Here is a 22,019-nt window from a genome sequence, read left to right as displayed (position 1 = left end):
CTTTGGGAGAGTGAAGTTGCAACACACCATTCGAAAGAAGACAGCAAACCATGTCTGAAAAATTGTACAACTAAACGAGGCCGTAATCAAAAGTGAACGCAAGGAACTGGTGCGCGGTAGCGTAGAAGAAGCCCTCAATGAACTGCCAGAAGCTGAGACGAAGGAACTTTTACCCCAGGCTATCCAATACGAACGCAATGGGCAGCGCCAAGGCTATTGCAGCGGGCACTCTAGCCGCAATCTCACCACCACTTCCGGGAGACGTCACCCTTAACCAAAACTCATGAGACTGCTATTATTGAACGGTACTGCCGGTGGGAGAGCAGTGTAGAAGAGGCTCTCATTGAGATGCACCTTATTTTTTAAAGAGTTTCCGGAATACTTTCTTCAGCATGCCTTTAAATGTCCGCTGCTCCAATGCGGAAATCCGGTCCTCATGCCACTTTTGGATTCCCCACTGATGATTGATGGCATCCTCATGACGGTTCACCACTTCCTCGTGGCGATTCACCACTTCTTCGTGGCGGTTCACTACTTCTTCGTGCCGGTTCACAACCTCTTCATGACGGTTGAGCACCTCTTCATGACGACCACATGCCTCTCCGTGAACAGCAATTCCGGCAGAACTATAGAACTGTTGCCCCCTAAGCTTCAAAATTCCCTCATGTAAGCCGGAAAGGAGCAAATCCAGAACCAATGTCATAGACTGATCGCCATACTGCAAAGGCACGGAAAGTTTTTGGAAAACTTCTCCCCATCGCTCACAAATATCGTTTTTCACAAACTCTTCAATACTCTCTCTCGATTTGGCACCCTCTTCACGTCGAAGCACTTCATCTTGCAAAAGAGAAATAAGTGTATTGGAAAACTTTACAACATTATTCTGAGAAATTTCGTAGACGCCTTTTCCGTCTTTAATCAGTTCCAGATTTGGCAACGAATACATTACAATCGGCAATCCATAATTCTTACTTTCCGCCAAAACCATGGAGAAACTCTCGCATTTAGATGTAAACGCAAACACCGCGGCTTCCTGATAATATCGCTCAACATCCAATGTGAAATCAACAAACTCCACACTATCACTCAAGCGCATATCGTCAACCATTTGCTGCAGATTGTCTTCCATCCAATCAATATCTGCACTACCTAACATGGTCAGCGTAGCGTCAGGAACCTGTCGTTTTACCAAGGAGAAGATTTTGATCATATCTTCCGGCTGTTTTTCCGGAGACAATCTTCCTACCCAGAGTATATTCTTTGACTTAAGTGTGGATACGGTCTCCGGTGCTGTCAGTGAAATAGGATTGGGAATGTAATATGCAGGACAATAATTGCTCCAGAACTTTGCATCTGTATCAGAAAGGACAGCTACACCATCAACCATTTTATAAACATCCGGCATAAGCGTAGCTCGTTCAGGATCATACCATGTAATACCCGCAAACATCGAGTGTGCAACCACAAAGAAGTTGCACTGCTCTCCTTTCACTGAGCACAAATCCCACAGCAAGGTCGGCGATGTTGCATCATGATATACGATTGTGTCCAGATTATTTTTCTCAATAATATATTTCCATTCTTTCGCACGTTTCGCAAACGTTCCATTAAAGCTTTTGCGAAAATCACGGATCACAATTCTTTTGGTGCCTTCCGGTACAGGATAATCATCCGCTGCTTCCGGTTCATCTGTAATCAGCGATACTTCATAGCCAAGTTGTTTCCAGATAAACAACAATTCCGTGGTTATTTTTTCTGCCCCGCCGTTTCTGATGCGATGATAATATGCTCCAATACGTTTTACGGGCCTTCCGCCGCGCACCATGGCATTATTAGCCGTTAACCGTTTTACAACTTCATCAAATTTTCCACAGGATACTCGCTCAAGTTCTCCTACAACAGCCGGTACGGTTAACTCTTCCGTTAATAGCTGATAGCCTTTCCAGGAATCCTCTGCTGAAAGAATATGCATCCACTGATAAATTCTGTTTTCAAGGATTCTATTGCAAAGCTTTTTGTAAACGGTGTAATACTTTTTTTCAGCATTCACGCTATCCAAAAACTGCTTAATACATGGAATCAATTTGGTCTCTGTACAAAGCTTTTTGAATTTTTCGAAATCAACTTGTGAATTCCATACGGTAATCCCTTCGCCTGCTCTATACAAATATAATCTACTGGAGATTCCACGATACGTCTTGCTAAAATACAGGATTAGAAACGTTACGTACAAATCTTCCGAAACAACAATATACTCATTGCATACATGACCAAATGCTTTTTTACATATTTCTGCATTATATGCCTTATTCCAAAGAGTGAACCCCCACTTTTCTTCCTGCAGGCACTTTTTACACAAATCTCCCTCTACCTTTTGCAGCACTGGCTGTAATACTTTCTTTAAGCCTTTCAAATCAACCTTTGCATTTGGGAACGCGCAGATTTTACTTGCGAAATGGAGAATATCCACCGGGTCTTTCTCCATTTCACGCCACACTACCTCGCAAGCATTCGGATAATACTCATCGTCGCTATCGCAAAACATTATGTATTTTCCTGAGGCTGCCATTACTCCCTGTTTGCGGGCAACACTGGTACCACAGTTTCTGCCCAAATCGATCATCTTTACGCGACAATCCTTCTCCGCATATTCCGCTATTATTTCATTGGACAAATCTGTAGAACCGTCATTCACACAAATAATTTCTATTTCTTTTAAAGTTTGGTTGACCAGACTTTCAAGACATTGCCGCAATGTTTTTTGAACGTTATACACAGCAACAATCACCGAAATATGTGGCGTATTCATGTTCTTCCTCCAATGCTTTTTTACCGCTTAAGCCAAACCTTCAATTTTTCCCGGCGAGCCGTTCCTTTAGGGAACAATTTGTTTCCCACTTTTTTTATAACCTTTTTTGCCAGTTCCTTTATGCGCTTCACACCAAAACGCTTATTGTTTTCATATACCGCCCAGTAGGCAATTCCATCCGACATACGGAACAGCAGTTCCTCGTAATAGGGGGTTCTGCGAGATGCATCCCAGAACTTTCTGGCATAATCTTCGGTAGGACGGTGCCAGGGTTTCATAAAACCAGCATAGTGGATTAATTTCGGATTGGCATGTGCTTTTCTATACTCTGCTTGAACCGACGCCGGCGCATGGACGATTACCTGGCTCACACGGGTGTGGTCGCAGTCTGTAATCATATTCCATGCCATATCCAGATACTTTACTTTTCCTTCACAGTAAAGGTTCAGCACATCCTGGTCACTGTATTTGTACGGATGAGAAGCAAACATCAGCCACTCGTCCAACGAGTATGCCTTACGCATCTCTTTCTCATTAAACAGCAGAACACCAGCCTGAAAATAATTGTAGGGGTCCTTCATCTTGAACTCCTGCTCACAATACAGCTTGGTGCCAAGGTTTGCCCCATTGATCTGACCCAAAAAGTCCGGATCGCGTGCAGCGGCAAGCATATACCCCTCCACATCCGTCTGATACAGCTCTGCCACGTCCGCATTGGCAATCAGGTCACAATCAAGATACAGGATTTTATCGTAATCCGGCATGGCCGCCTGAATCAGGAAGCGATAGAATGTCTCCACACTGATATGCGCATTTGCCTTCAGTTTATAGTTTTTCACCATGCGCGCCGCATCAAAGAATCGCAGGGAAACATTTTTATATCCTGCAACCATTCCGAGCAGCTCCGCTTTGTTCTCATCGCTCACATCCGACTGCAGCAGTACCAGATCATAGTTGTACTGATCGGAAATATGATCCAGCACCGAACGCAGGCAGGCCGCAAACATGGGGACAAATCTGTCATTCGCCGCAAACACTACCGGCACGCTGTTTTCCTGGAAAGCAGGTGCCAGAAGCGACTGCTTATCCGTTTTTTCAAGAAAAACACACTGCAATTCTTTCACCCGCAGCTCAGGGTTTTTCTCCATCAATTTTAAGTAATAAATTCCAAACAAACGCTCAGAGAGATGCCCCGGAGTGCGCAGTGCTTCCGTGGTATAGTGGCTCATATCCACTCGTTTGCAGAATTCTTCCAGCACACCGAACATCCACTGGCAGTAATCGAAGAAGATTTCCTTCTTCAAAATATACATATTGCAAAAACTGGTAGTATGGCCATTGCAGTGTTCATGGGCAACCTTGCTGTATTCCGGATATTTTTCATCAATAATATCCAGCACCGTCTGCAAATCCTCCCCATGGAGAAGCGGGGCGCGCTGGTAATGATCCATCACCGAACTGAACCGCCCGGGCATCTGCCGAAGATCCTTTCGCACAGTGGTGATGACATCGTATTTTTCCACCAGATTCCGAACTTTTTCGTCGGCCCAATCGTATTTCTCGATCAGGTCATCATCGAAATACGGTTCAATGATATTTCCATAGGCATCTTCAAAATACTGCTGGTCAGAAAAACTGAAATAGCGACGGTAATGGCAGAAGCCATAATAATCCGCCTCCAGATTCTTCCATGCCCAATACTGTGCGGTCAACTCACAATACATCGGGTTTTTGCTCGAAATGTTTTCTCCCGAATTATCGTAGAGCATGCCCGGCAGTCTTTTCTCTGTACTATCACAACCCAACTGAATAGGCTGCCAAATGTCGCTTTTCAAATACGCCGTATCCTTATGGCAGGAAATCAGAATTTTAATATTCGATGCCATGGTCACACCATCCTTATTTTTTAACGTCTTTCGTCTTTATCCATTCATTTTTTCTGCATACTGCTGATAGACCTGCTCCGTGGGACCATCTGCCATCAGTTTGCCATGATCCAGCCAGATCGCACGGTTACACAGCTCTTTTACCTGTTCTTCGCTATGACTCACAAAAAGCAGAGTAGTGCCTTCGCCCATCATCTTTTCCATGCGAGCCTTACACTTTTCCTGGAATTTAAAATCGCCGACCGCAAGAATCTCATCCACAACCAGAATGTCTGCTTTTACGATTGTGGCAATGGCAAATCCCAGACGCGCCACCATACCGGAGGAATAGTTCTTCACCGGAACGTCCACAAAATCCCACAGTTCCGAAAAATCCATGATTTCTCTGAAATTCTGCTCCATAAAATCATGATCGTACCCCAGAACTGCACCGTTCAGGTAGATATTTTCACGGGCCGTGAGATCCATATCAAAGCCTGCGCCCAGCTCAATAAGCGGAGCAATGCTGCCGTTGATCTGGACATTTCCCTCCGACGGATACAATACACCTGCAAGGATTTTCAGCATGGTGCTTTTACCACTTCCGTTGGAGCCGATTAGCGCCACCGACTCACCTTTCTCAATGGAAAAGGAAACATTTTTTAATGCCAGAAACTCATTGAAATGCAGTTTTCCAGTGAGCATCTTCAGAAAATACTCTTTCAACGTATCCGTTTTTTCCTCTGCAAGGTTAAATCGCATGGACACATTGTTTACTGTGATAATTTTATCTGCCATCGCTTTCATCTCCTTTACAGATACAGAATGAAGTTTTTCTGCATTTTTCTGAAGATCGCAAGGCCGATCAGCAGAGAAACCAATGCACTTGCAGCACAGGCAAACCAGGTATTGATCCCAGGAACGCTTCCGTACAGCACGATCTGACGGAAGAAATTGATGTAATGATACATGGGATTCAGCTTAATCAAATTGATCAGCTGCTGCGGGAGAACTTCCGGGTCGAGCGGATAGAAAATCGGAGTTGCATACATCCACGCCATGGTAATAACGCTATACAGGTGCATGATATCCCGGAAATAAACTGCCAGAGCGGACAAAACCATACCAATTCCAATGCAAAATACCAGCAGCAGAACCATCGGGATCGGGAACAGCAGAATCGGCAGCCGGAAAGGTGTACGGGTTACGAGCATAACAATTAAAATCGCCACCAGGCTGAAACTCATTGTTACAAAACTGGAAAGCACCCGTGAAACCGGAAAAATAAATTTGGGGATATACACTTTTTTAATCAGCGCCCCGTTATTGATAACCGAATTCATGGCCATTGTTGTGCTTTCACTGAAAAAAGCCCACAGCGTATTGCCACAAATCAGATAAAGCGGAAAATTCTCGATATTCGAACGGAACATAAACGAGAAAACCACCGACATAACGGCCATCATCATCAAGGGGTTGAGAAGGCTCCACAAATAACCCAAAAAGCTGCGGCGGTACTTCACCTTTAGGTCACGGACGACTAATTCTCGTAACAAAGGACGATATCTTAACAAATGCTGTACCGCACGACTATTACTGATTGCTTTCATTCATTGCCTCCTTAATACTTTCATCCTATTTTCAAAAACAATCCAGTTTATTCCAGAAAACAAAACCGAAAATATTATTCCTGCTATAAAACAGAATGTGTATGGAACTCCAACTCTTTCCAATATCGACATAATCCATCCACCCGCCATAGAATGAAGCAGATAAAAAGAATAACTAATTTGAGACAGCCATTTCCATATTCCTGTAACTGGTGGTATCTTTTCATCTATTAAAATTGCGATTACAAACAGCAGGAAAGCATATGCAAAAGACACGATGTACGGCTGATCTGCGTAGTATCCATTCGCCGCCTTCCAAAAGGAAAAAATCATTGCCGTATAAGTCACAAAAGCAGCTATAATTCCTTGACAGGTTTTGATTTTTCCATTTATAAACAAGGCACCAATCAAACCAAATACTGGCATGAATGCAAACGGGAGAACTGCTGACATTGCAAAACCATTTAGCACAGCCGCTAAAATAACTGCATCATAAATTAAAATCGATGCTATCATCGAAATTTTCGCAATCGTATTTTTCAGTACAATCCACAAAAGCACAAATATCAAAAGAGGAACCATATACCAGAGAACACCATTAACTGGATCCCCTATCCCTTTTAGATGACAAATCAGAATTGCACTCTCAATCCATTGTTTTACTGAAAAAGCTGACCACCAATTTTCTATACCTGTCAAGAATGTTATTGCTGCCTGAAAAATATAGAACAAAAGCATGGCACTCCACATAGGAACAATTAAGCGAACAAATTTTTTCTTTATTTCACAAAAAATCCCATTACTTTTTTGATTTGCACAAAATCCACTAATGAGCAAAAAACAGCTTACTCCAAAAGCACCAAAATACTGAATAATCTTCAAAGGTTCTGTAATCCAAAACGAAATCTGTTGGCTTACAATCCACGCTTCATTTCTAGCCGGTCCCAAATGGTCATATGCAATTAAAAAAGCGCATATAATCCTCAACCAGTCCAGGGTTTTGCACCTTATCTTCTTGGCCTCCACAATTTTCTTCTCCTTTAAACGCCAATACGGCCTTCCTCTTTGCCATAATACAAATAATGCATGAAGTAACCTTTCAAGTTATCCTGCAGCCAGTTGGACAAGTCTTCATAACGATTTCGATATGCAAACACATTAAATTCCGAAATGGCTTGTCGTCCTTCCGCCATACCATACTCCACAAAATGCTTAATTGCGTCGTAATCGCTCCATCCGTACAGGTCTAAATTATAGTTTGTATAATAATCGTAATTATAGACCGCCGAATAATCCTGCCCTTCGTATCTGGTCAGACGGCAGTAGGTCTGTGCATCACGGCCTTCTGCCTTGCCATAATCCTTGTAGTGGAGATAATATTGCTTCAGGTCATTTCCCAGCCAGTCAAACAAATCTGCATAACGGGCTCGATAATTGCAGACATTAAACTCAGCATTTCCCTGCCGGCCTTCTGCCATGCCATGCTCCACGAAATGCTTAATTGCGTCGTAATCGCTCCATCCGTACAGGTCTAAATTATAGTTTGTATAATAATCGTAATTATAGACCGTCGAATAATCCTGCCCTTCGTATCTGGTCAGACGGCAGTAGGTCTGCGCATCGCGGCCTTCTGCTTTGCCATAATCCTTGTAGTGAAGATAATACTGCTTCAGGTCATTTCCCAGCCAGTCAAACAAATCTGCATAACGGGCTCGATAATTGCAGACATTAAACTCAGCATTTCCCTGTCGCCCTTCTGCCATACCGTACTCAACAAAGTGTCGGAAAGCCTGCTCTCTCGTATAGCCGCTTAGATCCGGATTATGAGAGATATAATATTGGTAGTTGTATACCGCCTCATAATCCTTTTCGTTTTCTCCCAAAGGCCCATACCAGTAGTTCATATCAACATTTCCGCTGATGCCGTTGATCGAACCTTTACTCGTATACTGCCACATCTCATAGCGGCCATTGTAACTACAGGAAGAGCGCCATTCCGCTACCCAGCGGTACCAGTTTTCAAATACCGCATCGGTCAGATAGTACTGCCACCAGTTCAGGCTGGCATATACGCCCACCTCATAGCCTTTGGAGCCTACAATATCACAGAAAATACGGGAAATTTCCGCCAAGCCGCTGGTGCCCAGCACCAATTGGCGGTTTTCTTCCAGGTCATAGAACACCGGAAGGTCCGGATTATGTCCCTGCAACAGGCGAACCGCATGAGCACCCTCTTCCACGGCCATATCTGCTGTCATCGCGTAGGAATAAAAATATACGCCATAGGGAATGCCCAGCCGCTCACATTCCGACACATTGCGGGACCATTGCTTGTCGTCCTGTTCTGTCAGGTCCATACCGTAACCGCAGCGAATGATGGCAAAATCGATCCCGGCAGCCTTTACAGCCTCCCAGTTAATCACACCCTGATGATGGCTCACGTCAATGCCCCAGTAACCGCCGCTGGAAAATGTGCTCACACCATCCGGCAAATCAAGCCCCAGTGTGTTCACTTGCGCATCCATTGGCGTACCATTCTGATATCGCCAGCTGTTTTCCTTGCCGGTCTGCGGCAGTTGATCCAGCCACCCTTCCCGCTTTGCCTGCCAGGCCATGCGCATATCTTCCATAGCTGCCTGCGCATCAGCCAGCTGGGTCATCATATCCTGCAACTCGGGGTCGGCCTGACCATCCTCCGCCATTTCCATCGGCATAGCCGCAATGGCGTCGATCTCTTTCAGGCTTTCTTCCAGTTCCTCCTCTGTCATTTCTGTCAGAGAGTAGCTCTGTTCCAGCAAATCTTCAATCTGCTGCTTCAGCTCTCCTTCGGTTACCTGACGCGACATCCGATCCGGCACAATGGTTGCAGTCGGCTCTGGCGTTGCGGTCGGTTCCGGTGTTGCAGTCATTTCCGGGATCACGGTCGGCTCTGGTGTTGCAGTGGCCTCCGGAGTCGCGGTCGGCTTCGGGGTTGCAGTGGCCTCCGGAGCTGCGGTCGGTTCCGGTGTTGCAGTCACTTCCGGCACAACAGTCGGCTCCGGGGTCGCAGTGATCTGGGGCTCCTCAGTAGCCACCGGCTCCTGCGTGGGCGCAGCACTCACAACCGGGGTGTTTTCCGGCTCTGTTTCCGCGCTCTCCTTCGGCGACTCCGCAGGCACGCCTTCCTGCTCCAGCTGCGCAACGATCTGCTCCGCAAGCGCGCGGGAATCATCCTGCGCAAAAACACCAATTGAAAAACAATTCAGCAGCAGCGACGCAGTGAGCACTACGCTCAATACCGCTGCCAAGCCTTTCTTCATTCCCTGTTGCATTGTTTTCTTATCTCCCTGTTTTCTTACCGTGATTCACCTTTGAATTCATGGTTTATTGTTTCACGGTCGGTCTTGAGATCGATTCAATCCCGGGACAAAATGCAAATCCCCCGAATACGCTTCCGATCAGAACCATGCTTCTTTTCGCCTTATGGTCGGGCGAGTGAAGCAGGATTCGCAGCAGCTCACGTCCACTGCGGGCAAGGTAATACAGCATACCTTTGATACCTTCCTTCCGGTAGGTATAATTTTCGTTTCGATAAGCATAGCGATATCTCTCGATCCGTTCCGGAACATCCGTGGAAAGGCTTGCCCCGTTGTTGCTCTGCATCATATGCGTCACAATGCTTTGGCCAACCGCGTAGCAATCCAGCCCCATACGGCAGCTGATCCGCCTGGTATATTCCAGATCATCGCCCCAGATAAAAAACTCCTTGATGGGCAATCCCGCCCGGCAAATCACGTCCGCCGGGAAGAACAGTGATACAAAGGTTGCCTGTTCGATCTGAATGATTCCGTGCCGGAGCAGCTCCACATGCTCATAAAAGCTCTTTTTGATCTTTTGCCGGTTCATACGGCATTCCTTGCCGTCCTTCCACAGGACTACACTGGACAAAAAGCCGTAATTCCCCTGCAGCATTTCGTGGGCGCTCCACAGTTGCTTCAATGCATCCGGCTGAGGAATCGTGTCGTCGTCCATGATCCACACATAATCATAGCCCGCTTCCACAGCCCACCGCATACCAAAATTGAAGCCACCGGCTCCGCCCAGATTTTGCCCTGTATTGCGGTAACGCACACGAGGTTCTGCCCATTGCTCCATCGCCTGTTGTGTTCCGTCTGTGCTGGCATTATCCACTACCAGCACATCGCAGACAACCTGCTCTTGAGCCAGAATGCTTTTCAAACACTGCTGCAGCAGATCCTTTCGGTTGTAGGTTACCACCACGGCTGCAATTCGTTCCATCGTGACTGATCCCATCATTTCCTTTTTGTGCTTTTGCAGAATTCGATCTGAGGCGTAAAAGAAATGCCTTTGCAAAATCCGCCCCAGATGATTTTCAATTTTCCAAGCTTACCGCTGCTTTTCTGCAGCACCTGAACGCTGTGCCAGGCATCCTTTGCCAGCAGCCACAGCCAGCCCTTCAAGCCTTCCCTCCGGTACAGATACACGTCGTTCCGATAGAAATACCGGTAACGGAACATCCGCTCCGGCACATCGGTGGCAATGTTCACAATGGTTTTGCTTTTCATTGCATGGACCACCGTGCTGCCCCACACTGCATAGCAGGGCAGCACACGGGAGATGCGTCGGGTGTATTCCCAGTCATCGGTCCAGATGAAAAACTGCCGCAGCGGCAGACCCATTTGCTCAATCACCGAGGCCTTCAGAAACAGCGACACAAAACTGGCCATCTGAACCGGTGCAAGCTTCTGCACCGGTTCAGCCAGGTCCTTATAGGGAGTAACCCGCTGCACGTTCATGGGGCACAGTTCGCCGTCCGTCCAGAGGCACCGGCTGGAAAGCCAGCCGTATTCCCCGTTCAACTGCTCATGCGCTGCCCACAGCTCTGCAAGCGCCCGTGGCTGCGGCAGGCTGTCGTCGTCCATGATCCACACATAGTCATAGCCTTCTTCCACAGCCCAGCGCATGCCGAAATGAAACCCGCCGGCTCCACCCAGGTTTTCGCCGGTATTCCGGTAAAACAGCCGGGGCGAGGGCATCTGTTTCAGAGCCTGTGCAGTCCCATCCGTGCTGGCATTGTCCACCACCAGCACGTCGCACACCGCCTCCTGCTGGTCCAGCAGATGTTGTATACACTGCAGGAGCAGCTCTTTTCGGTTGTATGTGACTACCACAGCCGCGATTCGTTCCATTGGTTCTTCCTTTTCTCAGGCCAGCTCGGCGCGCACCTTAGCCAACGCGACCTCCACGACCTTGTCCATATCATAATACTGATACTCGCCCAGACGTCCGCCGAAAATCACGTTCTTCTCGCCGGCAGCCAACTCCTTGTACTTCGCATACAGGGCACCGTTCTTCTCGTCGTTCACCGGGTAGTAAGGCTCATCGCCCAGCTTCCACTCGGCGCTGTATTCCCGGCTAATGACCGTCTTCTCCTGGGTGCCGAACTCAAAGTGCTTGTGCTCGATCACGCGGGTGTAGGGAGTCTCGGCGTCGGTGTAGTTCACCACCGCGTTGCCCTGATAGTTGGCCTCGTCCAGCACCTCGGTCTCGAAGCGCACGCTACGATACTCCAGAACACCCAGCTTGTAGGCAAAGTAGGCGTCGATGGGGCCGGTGTAAACCACCTTATCGGCCATGGCGTCCCAGCTTGCCTTATCCGCCAGGTAATCCTGGCCCAGGCGTACCTCCACGCCCTCCAGCATCTTCGCAACCATGGCAGTATAGCCACCCACGGGGATGCCCTGATACAGAGCATTAAAGTAGTTATTGTCATAGGTGAGACGCACGGGCAGACGCTTAATGATGAAAGCGGGCAGCTCGGTGCAGGGACGGCCCCACTGCTTCTCGGTATAGCCCTTGATCAGCTTCTCATAGATATCTACACCCACCAGATTGATGGCCTGCTCCTCCAGATTCTTGGGGTTCTCGGTGTAGCTGGCCTTGCGCTGCTCCTCGATCTTGGCGGCAGCTTCGGCAGGGGTGATCACGCCCCACATCTTATTAAAGGTGTTCATATTGAAGGGCATGTTGTAAATCTCGCCCTTGTAGTTTGCGATGGGGCTGTTGGTATAGCGGTTGAAGGTGGCAAACTGGCCCAGGTAGTCCCACACTTCCTTATTGTTGGTGTGGAAGATATGTGCGCCATACTGGTGCACCTGGATCCCCTCCACCTCATGGGTGTAGATATTACCCGCAATGTGGTCCCGCTTATCAATTACCAGGCAGCTCTTGCCCGCCTTGGTCAGCTCCTGAGCAAATACCGCGCCGTACAGACCTGCGCCGACGATCAGATAATCATACCGTTTTTCCATATTTTTACTCCTTTATCTCTTTGACGAATCAAGCGTCATATTTCATCAGGAAATCCCCCTGAAACTTACGATTTGCCGATAAATTTTCTTTTCAGAAACGCCCCGCCCTTTTTCAGCCAGTTTTGCTTTTCCATAAAAAGATAAGGCATTTCTTTATACGCAATGTGATTGGTTTTCACCCAAACATCCAGCAGTCGTTCACTCACGAAGCCGAACACCCGAGCATCGTTTGGGCTGTAATCGCTGATGTCCAGCTCTGCCTCCAGTGTGAACAGCACGTCGAACAACCAGCTGCAGTAGCCGTCCAGCAGATCCCGACGCATGACAAACATATTAAACCGATGGCCACTGGTGCTCTTCATCACCTGGTCGAATGCAGGCAGATACTCTGGATACTTCCGGGCCAGAATCTCACGGGTCTTGTCCAGATCCTGCGCGTGATGGGCGTGCACATATTGGCTGTAAGTCGTTTCGATCCAATACCGGCGCTTTTTCGGGAGGATTACCGGACAGGCCCCCAACATCTGCTCAAAATCGTTTTGCGCAGCGATTCTGGACCATTTATCCCCCTCCCGCCTTGCTCCGGCGAAATAGCGCCGGTAATGAACGATGCCCAGATACCCGGCAGGAAGGTTTTTCCAAGCCCAGTACAGAGCAGTCAGCTCGCAGTAGTTGGGATTTTTCCGGGAAATGGAATCGCCCTGATCATCCCGCAGAACGCCCGGGATGGAGAGAGGCTCGTGAAGCGCAGCCCCCACCTGGATCGGATAATAGGGTGAGCCATCCGGCACTCTGCTGTTTTTATGGGTTGCGATCAGAATCTTGATATCCAACGGATTCTCTCCTCACCTATGTGGAATTGCCAGAGCACACACCAGCAGTACCGGTTTCCTCCCACAGCAAGTATCACTGTGCAAGACCGTCTGCCTCGTTTTTTGGAGTTGACCGGAAATTGGTCACACCAACTCATTATAATCATCCTTTATGATACTCCATTTTGACAAAACCTGCAACCAGAACACAAAATTTGCCTCGATAAAATATCAAATCATGAATTCTTTTCCGCTCCGGGAAGGAAATTATTTGCCGAATTTATCCGTTCACGAATCTGATCTCCGGCACATATATAAAAAAGGGGCCGCTCATTGAGAGCGGCCCCCGGTCGTTTGATCATTTAGTAATCTTCAGGAATCAGCACGCCATAGGTGCCATTTGCCCGGCGGTAGACCAACTGAATCTGGCCATCGTCCATGTTGCGATACAGATAGAAGCTGTGGCCCAGCAGATTCATCTGCAGGATTGCCTCTTCGGTGGTGCAGGGTTTCACCACGAAACGCTTCTCGCGGATCACATCGTAGCTTTCCTCCGGCTCCGTCTCGGCGGGCCATTCCACGGCCACCGAGCGGGTGAGCTTGTCGCCCAGGCGCTTGCGGTTCTTCACGAGGCGGCGGGTGAGCAGATCAACTGCATCGTCCAGGGCGTCTTCCATGCGTTCCTGCATCTTTTCCGCCCGGATCACAAGGCCTTTTTCCCGCACTGTTATCTCAACGGTCTGGCCGCTTTTCTCCACTGTCACCGTTACCTGCGCTTCGGCCTCGCCATCAAAGAACTTGTCCAGCTTGTCCAGCTTTGCCTGCGCTTTCTCGATGAAACTGGGTTTCAGGGAAACTTTTCTGCCAGTGCATGTGACCTTCATAAAACCATTGCCTCCTTTGTGGCAAATATCCCGGATATATTTTGTGCTATCCGCATTGATATCTGCCGTTCTGATGGTTATATTGTATCACATTTGTACAAAAAGAAACAGAGTAAAACCGCACTAACTTGTAAACTTTTTGTGTTGCAACAGTGACAAAACGCTTTTGGTCAGAAAACAGGCATAAAAAAGCCCGCGGCCACTGCCTTTCCAGCAGTGAGCCGCAGGTCTCTTTCGCTGTCTTTGCCGATCAGCCGCGCCGGCGGGAGTAACCGCCGCCGCGCCGGTTTTCGGTAACGCGCTTCAGGTCGGAGATCTTCTCCTCGCTCTGGCTCTTGAACTTGGCCATCATATCCTCAAAGCTCAGATCGCCCTGGGGCTGCTGGGCCTTGGGCTGCCACACCCGGGGACCGTCGTTCCGGTTCTGACGGGGAGGACGGCCGCCGTTCGCGCCGCCCTGGCGGGCAGGCCGGGCCGGACGGGGCTCCGGCGGCAGAGTGCGCTTGATGGAGAGGGCAATCTTGCCGTCCTCGCCGATGTTCATCACCTTGACCTTCACGGTCTGCCCCTCGGTGAGCACCGTGGACAGGTCCTCAATAAAGCTGTTGGAAACCTCCGAAATGTGTACCATGCCGGTTTTGCCTTCCGGCAGCGCGACGAACGCGCCGAACTTCTTCACGCCAGTGATCTTACCTTCCAGGATCGCTCCTACCTCTAACTGTAACGCCATGTAACCCCTGTTTCTCCTATTGTTTCAAAAATTATTTTTTATGTAAAAGGCCCGCAACGCCGGCATCGGATACCGGCCGCCCTTTGCATCCTGTTTATTTTCCGGTCATATCCACAAAGACTCGCTCATTGGGCTTCGCATAACCCAGCTGGTCCCGGGCGACCCGTTCCACGATTTCTTCGTCGGTGCCGGACTGCAGAATCCGGCTGAGCTCATCGTTCTGGGCCTGCTGCGCTTCCAGCTGCTGCTCCACCGCATCCAGCTGCTGCCGCTTGGCGGCAATTTCCACCTGGTTGAATACCATGCCCACTACCAGATATGCGGCCAGAGCTGCAAGGCCCAGCCGCAGCACGAGGGAAGAGATTCCGCCCTTCTTTTTCTCGATCTTGGTCATACCCGGCAGCCCCCCTTTGCCGGCGTGCTTTGTGGTACGCCTTAAACCTGGTATTGATTAGAATTATACAACACCTTGGCCTTTTTTTGCAACTGTTTTGTTTGTCGTTTTACCAGAGTACTGCGCAGTTTTTGCGCTGTACGGCCCACCTCTCTGCCACACAGGCGGGCCACTGGGCGCACCGCTGTGATCCAAACCAGGCGCACCGGCAGCAGCACCAGCCATCGAACCAGACTGCGCAGCGCTGCAAGGCCCGGCGCCAGTACAAAAAAATAGCTGCACAGCCCGGCTGCAGCCCCTGCCGCCATATACCACCGTACAATACCGCTGTAGCTGCGGCCTGCGGCAAAGCTGTGCAGCAGCACTGCCGCACACACAAAGGCAGCCAGATCCAGAATGAGACACACCGGGCAGCGGCTGCCCAGCAGCCAGCGCGCCCCGTCATAAGCCGCCGCCAACAGCAGGCCCAGCCCCAGGCAGCACAGTGCGTCCGCCAGGGCCAGCGCCTCGGGAATATGCGCCGCCATACACGTTCAACGGGCCAGACGGCGCAGAAAGCCGCCCGGACTCTTCACCGGTTCCGAATACTGCATGTACTCGATGGTACCGAAGATCTTCAACTCGCCGGTCTGGATGGAAAGCTCGCTCACCTGGATGTTCCTGCCGCCGATCACCAGTGTGCCCAGCTGAGTCTCCAGGGTAGCCCCCTGTTCGTCGTAGCTCACAATGCGGGTCACACCGGTGGCAGTCAGGGTCCGCCGGTCCTCTACAATCAGATTGTGTGGCAGCTTAACCGGTTCCGGCGCGGGCTGCTCAAAACGTTTTTCCTGCATTCTTTCACCTGCTTTTGCCACAAGGGCTTTTTGCACATTGTATGCAAAAGCAGATGAGGATTATTCCTCGATAACCTGGTACATCTCCCGGGCCACATCCTTGCCCATGGGCGCGTCGGTGGACAGCACTTTTACCTTCACCGGCTTGTTGCCGAAGGTGATCTCAATCACGTCGTCCACCTTTACCGCATAGCTGGCTTTGGCGGGCTTGCCGTTCACCAGGATACGGCCTGCGTCGGCCACTTCATTGGCCACGGTGCGCCGCTTGATCAGGCGGCTGACCTTCAGATATTTGTCAATGCGCATTGCTTGTTCCTTTCCTCGGATACGAAAAATCCCGCCGCCGGGGCCGTGAGGCCACCGGAAGCGGGCAGTGTATTCCAAAAAGCTTACTTCGCCACAGCGTCTTTCAGGGCCTTGCCAGCCTTGAAAGCGGGAGTGGTGGTAGCGGGGATGGTGATCTCCTCTTTGGTGCGGGGGTTGCGGCCCTTGCGAGCGGGACGCTCACGGGTCTCGAAGGTGCCAAAGCCGACCAGAGACACCTTGTCGCCCTCGGCCAGAGCCTTGGTGATGGCCTCTACAGTAGCATTCACAGCCTGCTCAGCGTCTTTTTTAGAAAGGCCGGCGTTCTCGGCGACCGCGGCGATCAGTTCAACTTTCGTCATGTTCATATACCTCCAAATGATTTATCAGTAACAAAGGTGTTACACCTTTGAGGACTGCTCCTCGTTCTTGGCCTGCCGCCAAAGGGCGCGGCGCTCCTCATTGCTCAGACCGGCAAGCGCTTTGCTCCCGGCCAGCTCTTCACAGCGGATAATCCGGCTCTGGTACCGGTCGGACGCACCGGTGAGCACCTGCTCCGGGTCCACGCCCAGCGCACGAGCCAGACCGGCGGCGGCAAACAGCAGGTCGCCCACTTCTTCGGCGGCGTTCCCCCGCCCCTGCATTGCCTGCTCCAGCTCTGCCAGCTCGTCCTTCACATCGTTCAGGGCATCCTCCGGCTCCTGGTAAGCAAAACCATAGGCTCCGGCCCGCTTCTGCAGCTTAGCTGCCCGCATTAGTGCCGGAAACGAGCGCGGCACGCTCTCCAGCCGATCCTTTGCGGTGGCGCGGCCCTTCTCGGTGTTTTTCAGCGCTTCCCAGTTGGCCAGCGCCTGACCGGTAGTAGCCGCAGCGGATTCCTCCCCGAACACATGGGGATGGCGGTAGATCAGCTTTTTGCAGATACCATCACACACATCGTCAAACGTAAAGGTACCCTTTTCGGCCTCCATCTGACTATGCAGCGCTACCTGGAGCATCACATCGCCCAGCTCTTCGCACAGCAGGTGCGCATCGTTCTGGTCAATGGCATCCACCGCTTCATAGGTCTCTTCAATGAAGTTCATCCGAATGGACGCATGGGTCTGCTCCCGGTCCCAGGGGCAGCCGCCCTGCGGTGCACGCAGCTGCGCCACGATGCGCACCAGGTCCTGTGCATCATACCGCTCCTTGGGTGTGAAGCCCATGGAAACCGCCCCCTTCGCTTTGTGACTCCTCATATTCTACCCTAGATAAAGCGCCATTTCAAGCCCTTTTCCCCTATTTTTGGCCCCCGAAGGCCGTTTTCATACCATGCTATAGAAATCCTGCCCACTTTGGCGCTTTTTTATGGTGAAAACAAAGATTTTTCGCGGGTTTTCTCCCCACCGTTTCTTCACAGAAAAAGCGGGCGGCGGACATTTTTTCGCCCGCCGCCCGCAACAATTCAATTGGTCTCACGGTTTTTGGCAGACAGAGTGAACACTACCGCCTGGCCCACGCCCGCGTCGCCGGTCTTAAAGCTGTGCCCCGCAGCCAGAACAAAACAGGGCATCCTCATCGACCTCCGCGCCGCACTGGGGGCAGGTCTTTTTGCCGGGCTCCTGTGCGGGTGCAGTATAGGTGTAGGTATAGGTGCTCTGACCCTGGCTCTCCTGCTTCTTCAGCGTTTCGATCTCCTCTTCAATGGCGCTGATCGCGTCCACATACTTCTTCACCAGCAGATCGTTCTTCTCGCCGTTCTTTTCCAGGCTGTAGACCAGTGCGCCCAGCTGGCGCTGCGCCTTGCTCAGGCGGGTCTGCGCATTCATCAGGTCCACCTGCTTCTTACCCTTCTGGGCCAGATCGGTGGCGGTCTTCTTCGCACTGTCGGCCAGCTGTACGCCGGTCTCCAGAATCTTATCCAAGTCGATATTCATAGCCAAACACCTCTTTCTTTTGTGGTGCGGCGCGTCAGGCGCGCCGGGAATTCATTGCTTGTTGTTTCATTATACTCTAAGGTGCTGCAGCGCGCAACGGCTCAGCCCAAAAATTCCCGGAGCATGGAATTCTCCGGCACCAGATCCAGACTCAGCGGCTCCACCAGAGAGAAACAGCCCGCCAGGGCATTCAGCCGTTCGGCATTGGGATGATCCTCCGGCAGCTCGCCCGCCAGCGGAGTCACAAAGGGTGCCAGTAGGCAGATCTCGTAGCTGAAAGAGGTATCCATCAGCAGGTCTGCCTCCTTCTTGAACACCTTGATGAACTTATCCTCACCGGCACACACCCGCTCCCACATGTTCAGGGTCTTTTCCAGGCTGTGGCCCCGGAACTTATAGTCCCGCACCATGCGGCGGGCCAGGCGGATATCCCGGGTGGGCAGCACCCGCTGGCCCCGATAACTGTATTCCTCCCGCAGGCCCGCGTAAACCTTATATACCTGATCCCGGGGGAGGCTGTCGGTCAGCTGAGGATTCAGCGCGTGGATGCCCTCCACGATGCACACCCCACCCTTCAGCTCCAGAGGAATCTTTTCCGGCTTCCGGTTCTCTGTGAGGAAGTCGAATTCCGGCAGCTCAGTGCGGCCGGTGGTAATCAGTTCGTTCAGGCAGCGCTGAATCTCATCCACGTCCAGCGCGGTGATGTTCTCGTAATCCTTGCTGCCGTCCGGCAAACGGGGATACTCGTTCAGGTTTTTATAAAAATTGTCCAGGCTGACCACCTGGGATACCACGCCGCGCAGCCGCAGTGCCTCGGCCAGCTTGTGAGCCGTGGTGGTTTTGCCGGAGGCAGAGGGCCCGGTGAGCATGACCACCGAGCAGCCGCTGGCCAGCACCTCGCTGGCGGCAGCGTGCACCCTGCCCTCATACTCATGCTCGCAATGGCGGGCAAAACTGGCCGCACTTTCGGCGGCGGTATTGATCAGACTGACCTCAACCAGTCGTTTTGGAATCCAGATAGCGGGCATAGAATGCACTCACTCCCTCTTTGCGGCGGAGAATCTCGTCGAAGCCTTCGATGTATTCCGCCGGGTATTTGTAGTTGAAAATCCGCTCGATGCGGCTGCCGCCCGGCTGGCACAGCTTGGTGCTGCCGCCCGCACCGGCGGACAGAATAGAGTGGATCTCCTCCATGATATAAATATTATAGTACCCCTCATAGCCGGGTTTACACCAGCCGGTGTTTTCCAGGTTCTTCAAGGTATTCTTCTGCCGGTAAAGATAGTACGGCCGGTAGCCCGCATCCGCCAGGCGCTGGTTTGCCAGCTCCACCATGGCGGCCACATCGGCATAGGCCTCATCCCGGTTTTCAATCACCAGATTGGACGCCCGCTTCAGGGTGAGGGTGTGCACGGTGATGTTCTCCGGGTCCAGGGCGATGGCCTGGTCCAGGCTGGCAGCAAAGCTCTCCACCGTGTCGCCGGGGAGGCCTGCGATCAGGTCCATGTTAATATTGCCGTGACCGACCTGCCGTGCCTCGTCGAAGCAGCGCAGGATGTCCGCGGCGGAATGCTTGCGGCCAATGTTGGCCAGCACCTGGTCGTTGAAGGTCTGGGGATTGATGGAGATGCGGCTTGCGCCGTATTCCTTGATGACTGCCAGCTTCTCCGCGTCGGTGCAGTCGGGACGGCCAGCCTCCACGGTATACTCCTCCAGCCGGGAAAGATCAAAGCATTCCCGCACGGTGCCCATCAGCTGGCGCAGCTGGTCCGCCGAAAGACTGGTGGGGGTACCGCCGCCGATGTAGATGGTTTTCAGGTTCAGCCCGCAGTGCTCGGCCTGGCGCTTCATCTCCCGCACTTCCTCGCACAGCTTATCCACATAGGGCTGCACCAGCTTCTGGTCCCGGCCGATGGTGCGGGACACAAAGCTGCAGTAGCTGCAGCGGGAGGGGCAGAACGGGATGCCGATGTACAGACTGTAATCCAGCGGCTGCCGACCGGCGATGATGGGCTTTTGCAGGTCCGCGATCTGCAGCGCCAGAGAAAAGCGCTCGGGAGTGCAGTCATAACGGTCCACAAACAGGTCCCGGATGGCCTCCTCCGACCAGCCCGCGGCCCGTTTATCATGAATGATGCGCACCGGGCGCACGCCGGTGAGCTTGCCCCAGGGCATGCGCAGGCCGGTGGCCTGGCCCAGCAGCTCATACAAAAGGCTGCACAGGGCAAACTCCACGCTCTCGCCCTCCTGGGGCAGAGGCGCGGTGCGCACCAGACACTTGCCGCCCCGTCGGACACCCGCCGCCAGACGGCAGCGGCCTGCGGCAGCAAAGACCAGATCCTCGCCGCGGACATATTTGGCGGTCAGGCTGGCGCCGGGAAAAAACATACGGGCAATGTTCTCCGGCTCATAGCCGGAGATGCCGCCCTTGATATGAATCAGCATAAATGCTCCTCGTCTTGCTTCAAACAAACATCAGATAGGGATTCTCGGCCTTTTCCTGGCCCAGGGTGGTGAAATCACCGTGGCCAGGCAGCACCGTAGTATCGTCCGCCAGAGGCAGGGTCTTGATCTTCTTCAGACTTGCCCGCTGGTCGGCAGGACTGCCGCCCTCCAGATCGGTGCGGCCCACGCCGCCGGCAAACAGGGTGTCACCCGCAAAGAGCAGGCCGGCGCACTCGATGATCCAGGAACCGGCGGTATGCCCCGGCGTATGCCAGGGAGTAAATTCTGCCTCATCCACCTGAATGGGGGTACCATCCTCGTAGCAGGCGTCGCTTTTGGACACCGGGTACATCGCGTCCCCCTTCGCGTCGGCGGGGTCCAGCCAGACTGGGCAGTTCCAGCGGCGGCGCAGTTCCTCCACGCTGTAGACATGGTCAAAATGGCCATGAGTCAGGAAGATGCGGGTCAGCTTGGCGTTCTTCTCGGCCAGAAGGCGATCGATCTCGTCCGCCGCAGGGGCCGGGTCCACCGCCACGGCGTTGCCCTGGTCGGTAACGATCACAAAGCTGTTGGTGTAATAGGGCGCGGGGCCCCGCAGATGATATACGTTCATGGGGTCTCCTTCTTTTTCGGGCGGCAGTTACCACTCGTCAGTATCGATCACAATAGTCACCGGGCCATCGTTGGTCAGGCTCAGCTGCATATCGGCGCCAAATTCGCCGTGCTGCACCTCTTTCAGCCCCTGCTCGTTCATCTTCTCCAGGAATAGCTCATAGGCCTGCACCGAGAGTGGAGGCTTGGCGGCGGCAATAAAGCTGGGCCGCTTGCCCTTTTTCGTGTCCGCGTAGAGGGTGAAGTTGCTCACCACCAGGGCGGAATAGCCCAGTTCCACGGCGCTCTTGTTCAATTTACCCGCCTCGTCGGAAAAGATGCGCAGATGGGCGCATTTTTCCGCCAGCTTGGGCACGATGGCCAGGGTGTCGGTGTCCTTCACGCCCAGCAGAATCACCAGACCGGGACCGATGGGCCGGGGCGCTCCCCCGTCCACCACCACGCTGGCGCTGGTCACACGCTGTATCACAGCTCGCATTGGTTTTCTCCTTGTTC

Annotated in this window: 23 protein-coding genes and 1 pseudogene; 1 reads left to right on the top strand and 23 read right to left on the bottom strand. The window is 51.9% G+C overall.

Features of this window, described 5'->3' with window-relative positions:
- Window positions 1–61: 61 nt before the first annotated feature.
- Window positions 62–357, top strand: a pseudogene (locus PH256_RS14600) (transposase); the annotation flags it as partial.
- Here PH256_RS14600 and PH256_RS14595 read toward each other — a convergent pair.
- The 23 genes from PH256_RS14595 to dtd form a co-directional block, all read right to left on the bottom strand.
- Entirely contained in the window at window positions 356–2,809 is a 2,454-nt protein-coding gene (locus PH256_RS14595; RefSeq protein ID WP_270914748.1) for a glycosyltransferase, read from the bottom strand. The pseudogene PH256_RS14600 and the gene PH256_RS14595 sit on opposite strands and share 2 nt — an antisense overlap.
- 20 nt (window positions 2,810–2,829) lie before the next feature.
- On the bottom strand, window positions 2,830–4,695 hold the full coding sequence (locus PH256_RS14590; RefSeq protein WP_270914747.1) for a DUF4422 domain-containing protein: 1,866 nt from the start codon (window positions 4,693–4,695) through the stop codon (window positions 2,830–2,832).
- A gap of 36 nt (window positions 4,696–4,731) precedes the next feature.
- Window positions 4,732–5,472, bottom strand: coding sequence for an ABC transporter ATP-binding protein (locus tag PH256_RS14585; protein WP_087184766.1), 741 nt, complete (start codon window positions 5,470–5,472; stop codon window positions 4,732–4,734).
- A gap of 14 nt (window positions 5,473–5,486) precedes the next feature.
- On the bottom strand, window positions 5,487–6,284 hold the full coding sequence (locus PH256_RS14580; RefSeq protein ID WP_270914746.1) for an ABC transporter permease: 798 nt from the start codon (window positions 6,282–6,284) through the stop codon (window positions 5,487–5,489).
- Window positions 6,285–7,310: an acyltransferase family protein gene (locus PH256_RS14575; RefSeq protein ID WP_270914745.1), complete on the bottom strand. Its 1,026-nt coding sequence runs from the start codon at window positions 7,308–7,310 to the stop codon at window positions 6,285–6,287. It lies immediately after the preceding gene.
- A gap of 14 nt (window positions 7,311–7,324) precedes the next feature.
- Entirely contained in the window at window positions 7,325–9,583 is a 2,259-nt protein-coding gene (locus PH256_RS14570) for a GH25 family lysozyme (protein WP_270914744.1), read from the bottom strand.
- A gap of 64 nt (window positions 9,584–9,647) precedes the next feature.
- A complete protein-coding gene (locus PH256_RS14565; protein WP_270914743.1) occupies window positions 9,648–10,562 on the bottom strand; it encodes a glycosyltransferase family 2 protein in 915 nt (304 codons plus the stop codon).
- 14 nt (window positions 10,563–10,576) lie between these two features.
- Window positions 10,577–11,473 (bottom strand): glycosyltransferase family 2 protein, encoded by an 897-nt coding sequence (locus PH256_RS14560; RefSeq protein ID WP_270914742.1) that lies wholly within the window; start codon window positions 11,471–11,473, stop codon window positions 10,577–10,579.
- Window positions 11,474–11,488: 15 nt separating this feature from the next.
- Entirely contained in the window at window positions 11,489–12,595 is a 1,107-nt protein-coding gene (gene glf / locus PH256_RS14555; RefSeq protein ID WP_270914741.1) for a UDP-galactopyranose mutase, read from the bottom strand.
- 65 nt (window positions 12,596–12,660) lie between these two features.
- Complete coding sequence (locus PH256_RS14550) at window positions 12,661–13,428, bottom strand: DUF4422 domain-containing protein (RefSeq protein WP_087185167.1); 768 nt, start codon at window positions 13,426–13,428, stop codon at window positions 12,661–12,663.
- A 341-nt stretch (window positions 13,429–13,769) separates the two neighbouring features.
- On the bottom strand, window positions 13,770–14,291 hold the full coding sequence (hpf, locus tag PH256_RS14545) for a ribosome hibernation-promoting factor, HPF/YfiA family (RefSeq protein ID WP_270914740.1): 522 nt from the start codon (window positions 14,289–14,291) through the stop codon (window positions 13,770–13,772).
- A gap of 250 nt (window positions 14,292–14,541) precedes the next feature.
- The gene (locus PH256_RS14540) at window positions 14,542–15,021 is read right to left on the bottom strand and encodes a S1 RNA-binding domain-containing protein (RefSeq protein ID WP_058966707.1); all 480 of its coding nucleotides are present in this window, start codon (window positions 15,019–15,021) and stop codon (window positions 14,542–14,544) included.
- A 94-nt stretch (window positions 15,022–15,115) separates the two neighbouring features.
- Entirely contained in the window at window positions 15,116–15,415 is a 300-nt protein-coding gene (locus PH256_RS14535; protein ID WP_270914739.1) for a septum formation initiator family protein, read from the bottom strand.
- A gap of 41 nt (window positions 15,416–15,456) precedes the next feature.
- Window positions 15,457–15,942, bottom strand: coding sequence for a hypothetical protein (locus PH256_RS14530; protein ID WP_270914738.1), 486 nt, complete (start codon window positions 15,940–15,942; stop codon window positions 15,457–15,459).
- A gap of 6 nt (window positions 15,943–15,948) precedes the next feature.
- Entirely contained in the window at window positions 15,949–16,248 is a 300-nt protein-coding gene (locus PH256_RS14525; RefSeq protein WP_087185172.1) for a YabP/YqfC family sporulation protein, read from the bottom strand.
- Between the two features lie 60 nt (window positions 16,249–16,308).
- A complete protein-coding gene (locus tag PH256_RS14520; RefSeq protein WP_058966714.1) occupies window positions 16,309–16,554 on the bottom strand; it encodes an RNA-binding S4 domain-containing protein in 246 nt (81 codons plus the stop codon).
- Window positions 16,555–16,637: 83 nt separating this feature from the next.
- Complete coding sequence (locus PH256_RS14515; protein WP_058966716.1) at window positions 16,638–16,913, bottom strand: HU family DNA-binding protein; 276 nt, start codon at window positions 16,911–16,913, stop codon at window positions 16,638–16,640.
- A gap of 39 nt (window positions 16,914–16,952) precedes the next feature.
- Complete coding sequence (gene mazG, locus PH256_RS14510; RefSeq protein WP_270914737.1) at window positions 16,953–17,756, bottom strand: nucleoside triphosphate pyrophosphohydrolase; 804 nt, start codon at window positions 17,754–17,756, stop codon at window positions 16,953–16,955.
- Between the two features lie 309 nt (window positions 17,757–18,065).
- Entirely contained in the window at window positions 18,066–18,467 is a 402-nt protein-coding gene (locus PH256_RS14505; protein WP_270914736.1) for a zinc ribbon domain-containing protein, read from the bottom strand.
- Between the two features lie 101 nt (window positions 18,468–18,568).
- The gene (locus PH256_RS14500) at window positions 18,569–19,495 is read right to left on the bottom strand and encodes a nucleoside kinase (RefSeq protein ID WP_270914735.1); all 927 of its coding nucleotides are present in this window, start codon (window positions 19,493–19,495) and stop codon (window positions 18,569–18,571) included.
- Window positions 19,461–20,912, bottom strand: coding sequence for a coproporphyrinogen dehydrogenase HemZ (hemZ, locus tag PH256_RS14495; protein WP_270914734.1), 1,452 nt, complete (start codon window positions 20,910–20,912; stop codon window positions 19,461–19,463). Before hemZ ends, PH256_RS14500 begins: the two co-directional genes overlap by 35 nt.
- A 19-nt stretch (window positions 20,913–20,931) precedes the next feature.
- Window positions 20,932–21,525: an MBL fold metallo-hydrolase gene (locus tag PH256_RS14490; RefSeq protein ID WP_270914733.1), complete on the bottom strand. Its 594-nt coding sequence runs from the start codon at window positions 21,523–21,525 to the stop codon at window positions 20,932–20,934.
- A gap of 27 nt (window positions 21,526–21,552) precedes the next feature.
- Window positions 21,553–22,002, bottom strand: coding sequence for a D-aminoacyl-tRNA deacylase (gene dtd / locus PH256_RS14485; RefSeq protein WP_087182205.1), 450 nt, complete (start codon window positions 22,000–22,002; stop codon window positions 21,553–21,555).
- Window positions 22,003–22,019: the final 17 nt, after the last annotated feature.

The organism is Allofournierella sp. CML151, assembly GCF_027853465.1.
Lineage (GTDB): Bacteria > Bacillota > Clostridia > Oscillospirales > Ruminococcaceae > Allofournierella.
Note: the sequence above shows the minus strand (reverse complement) of the source record. Positions and strands in the feature narration are given on the sequence as shown.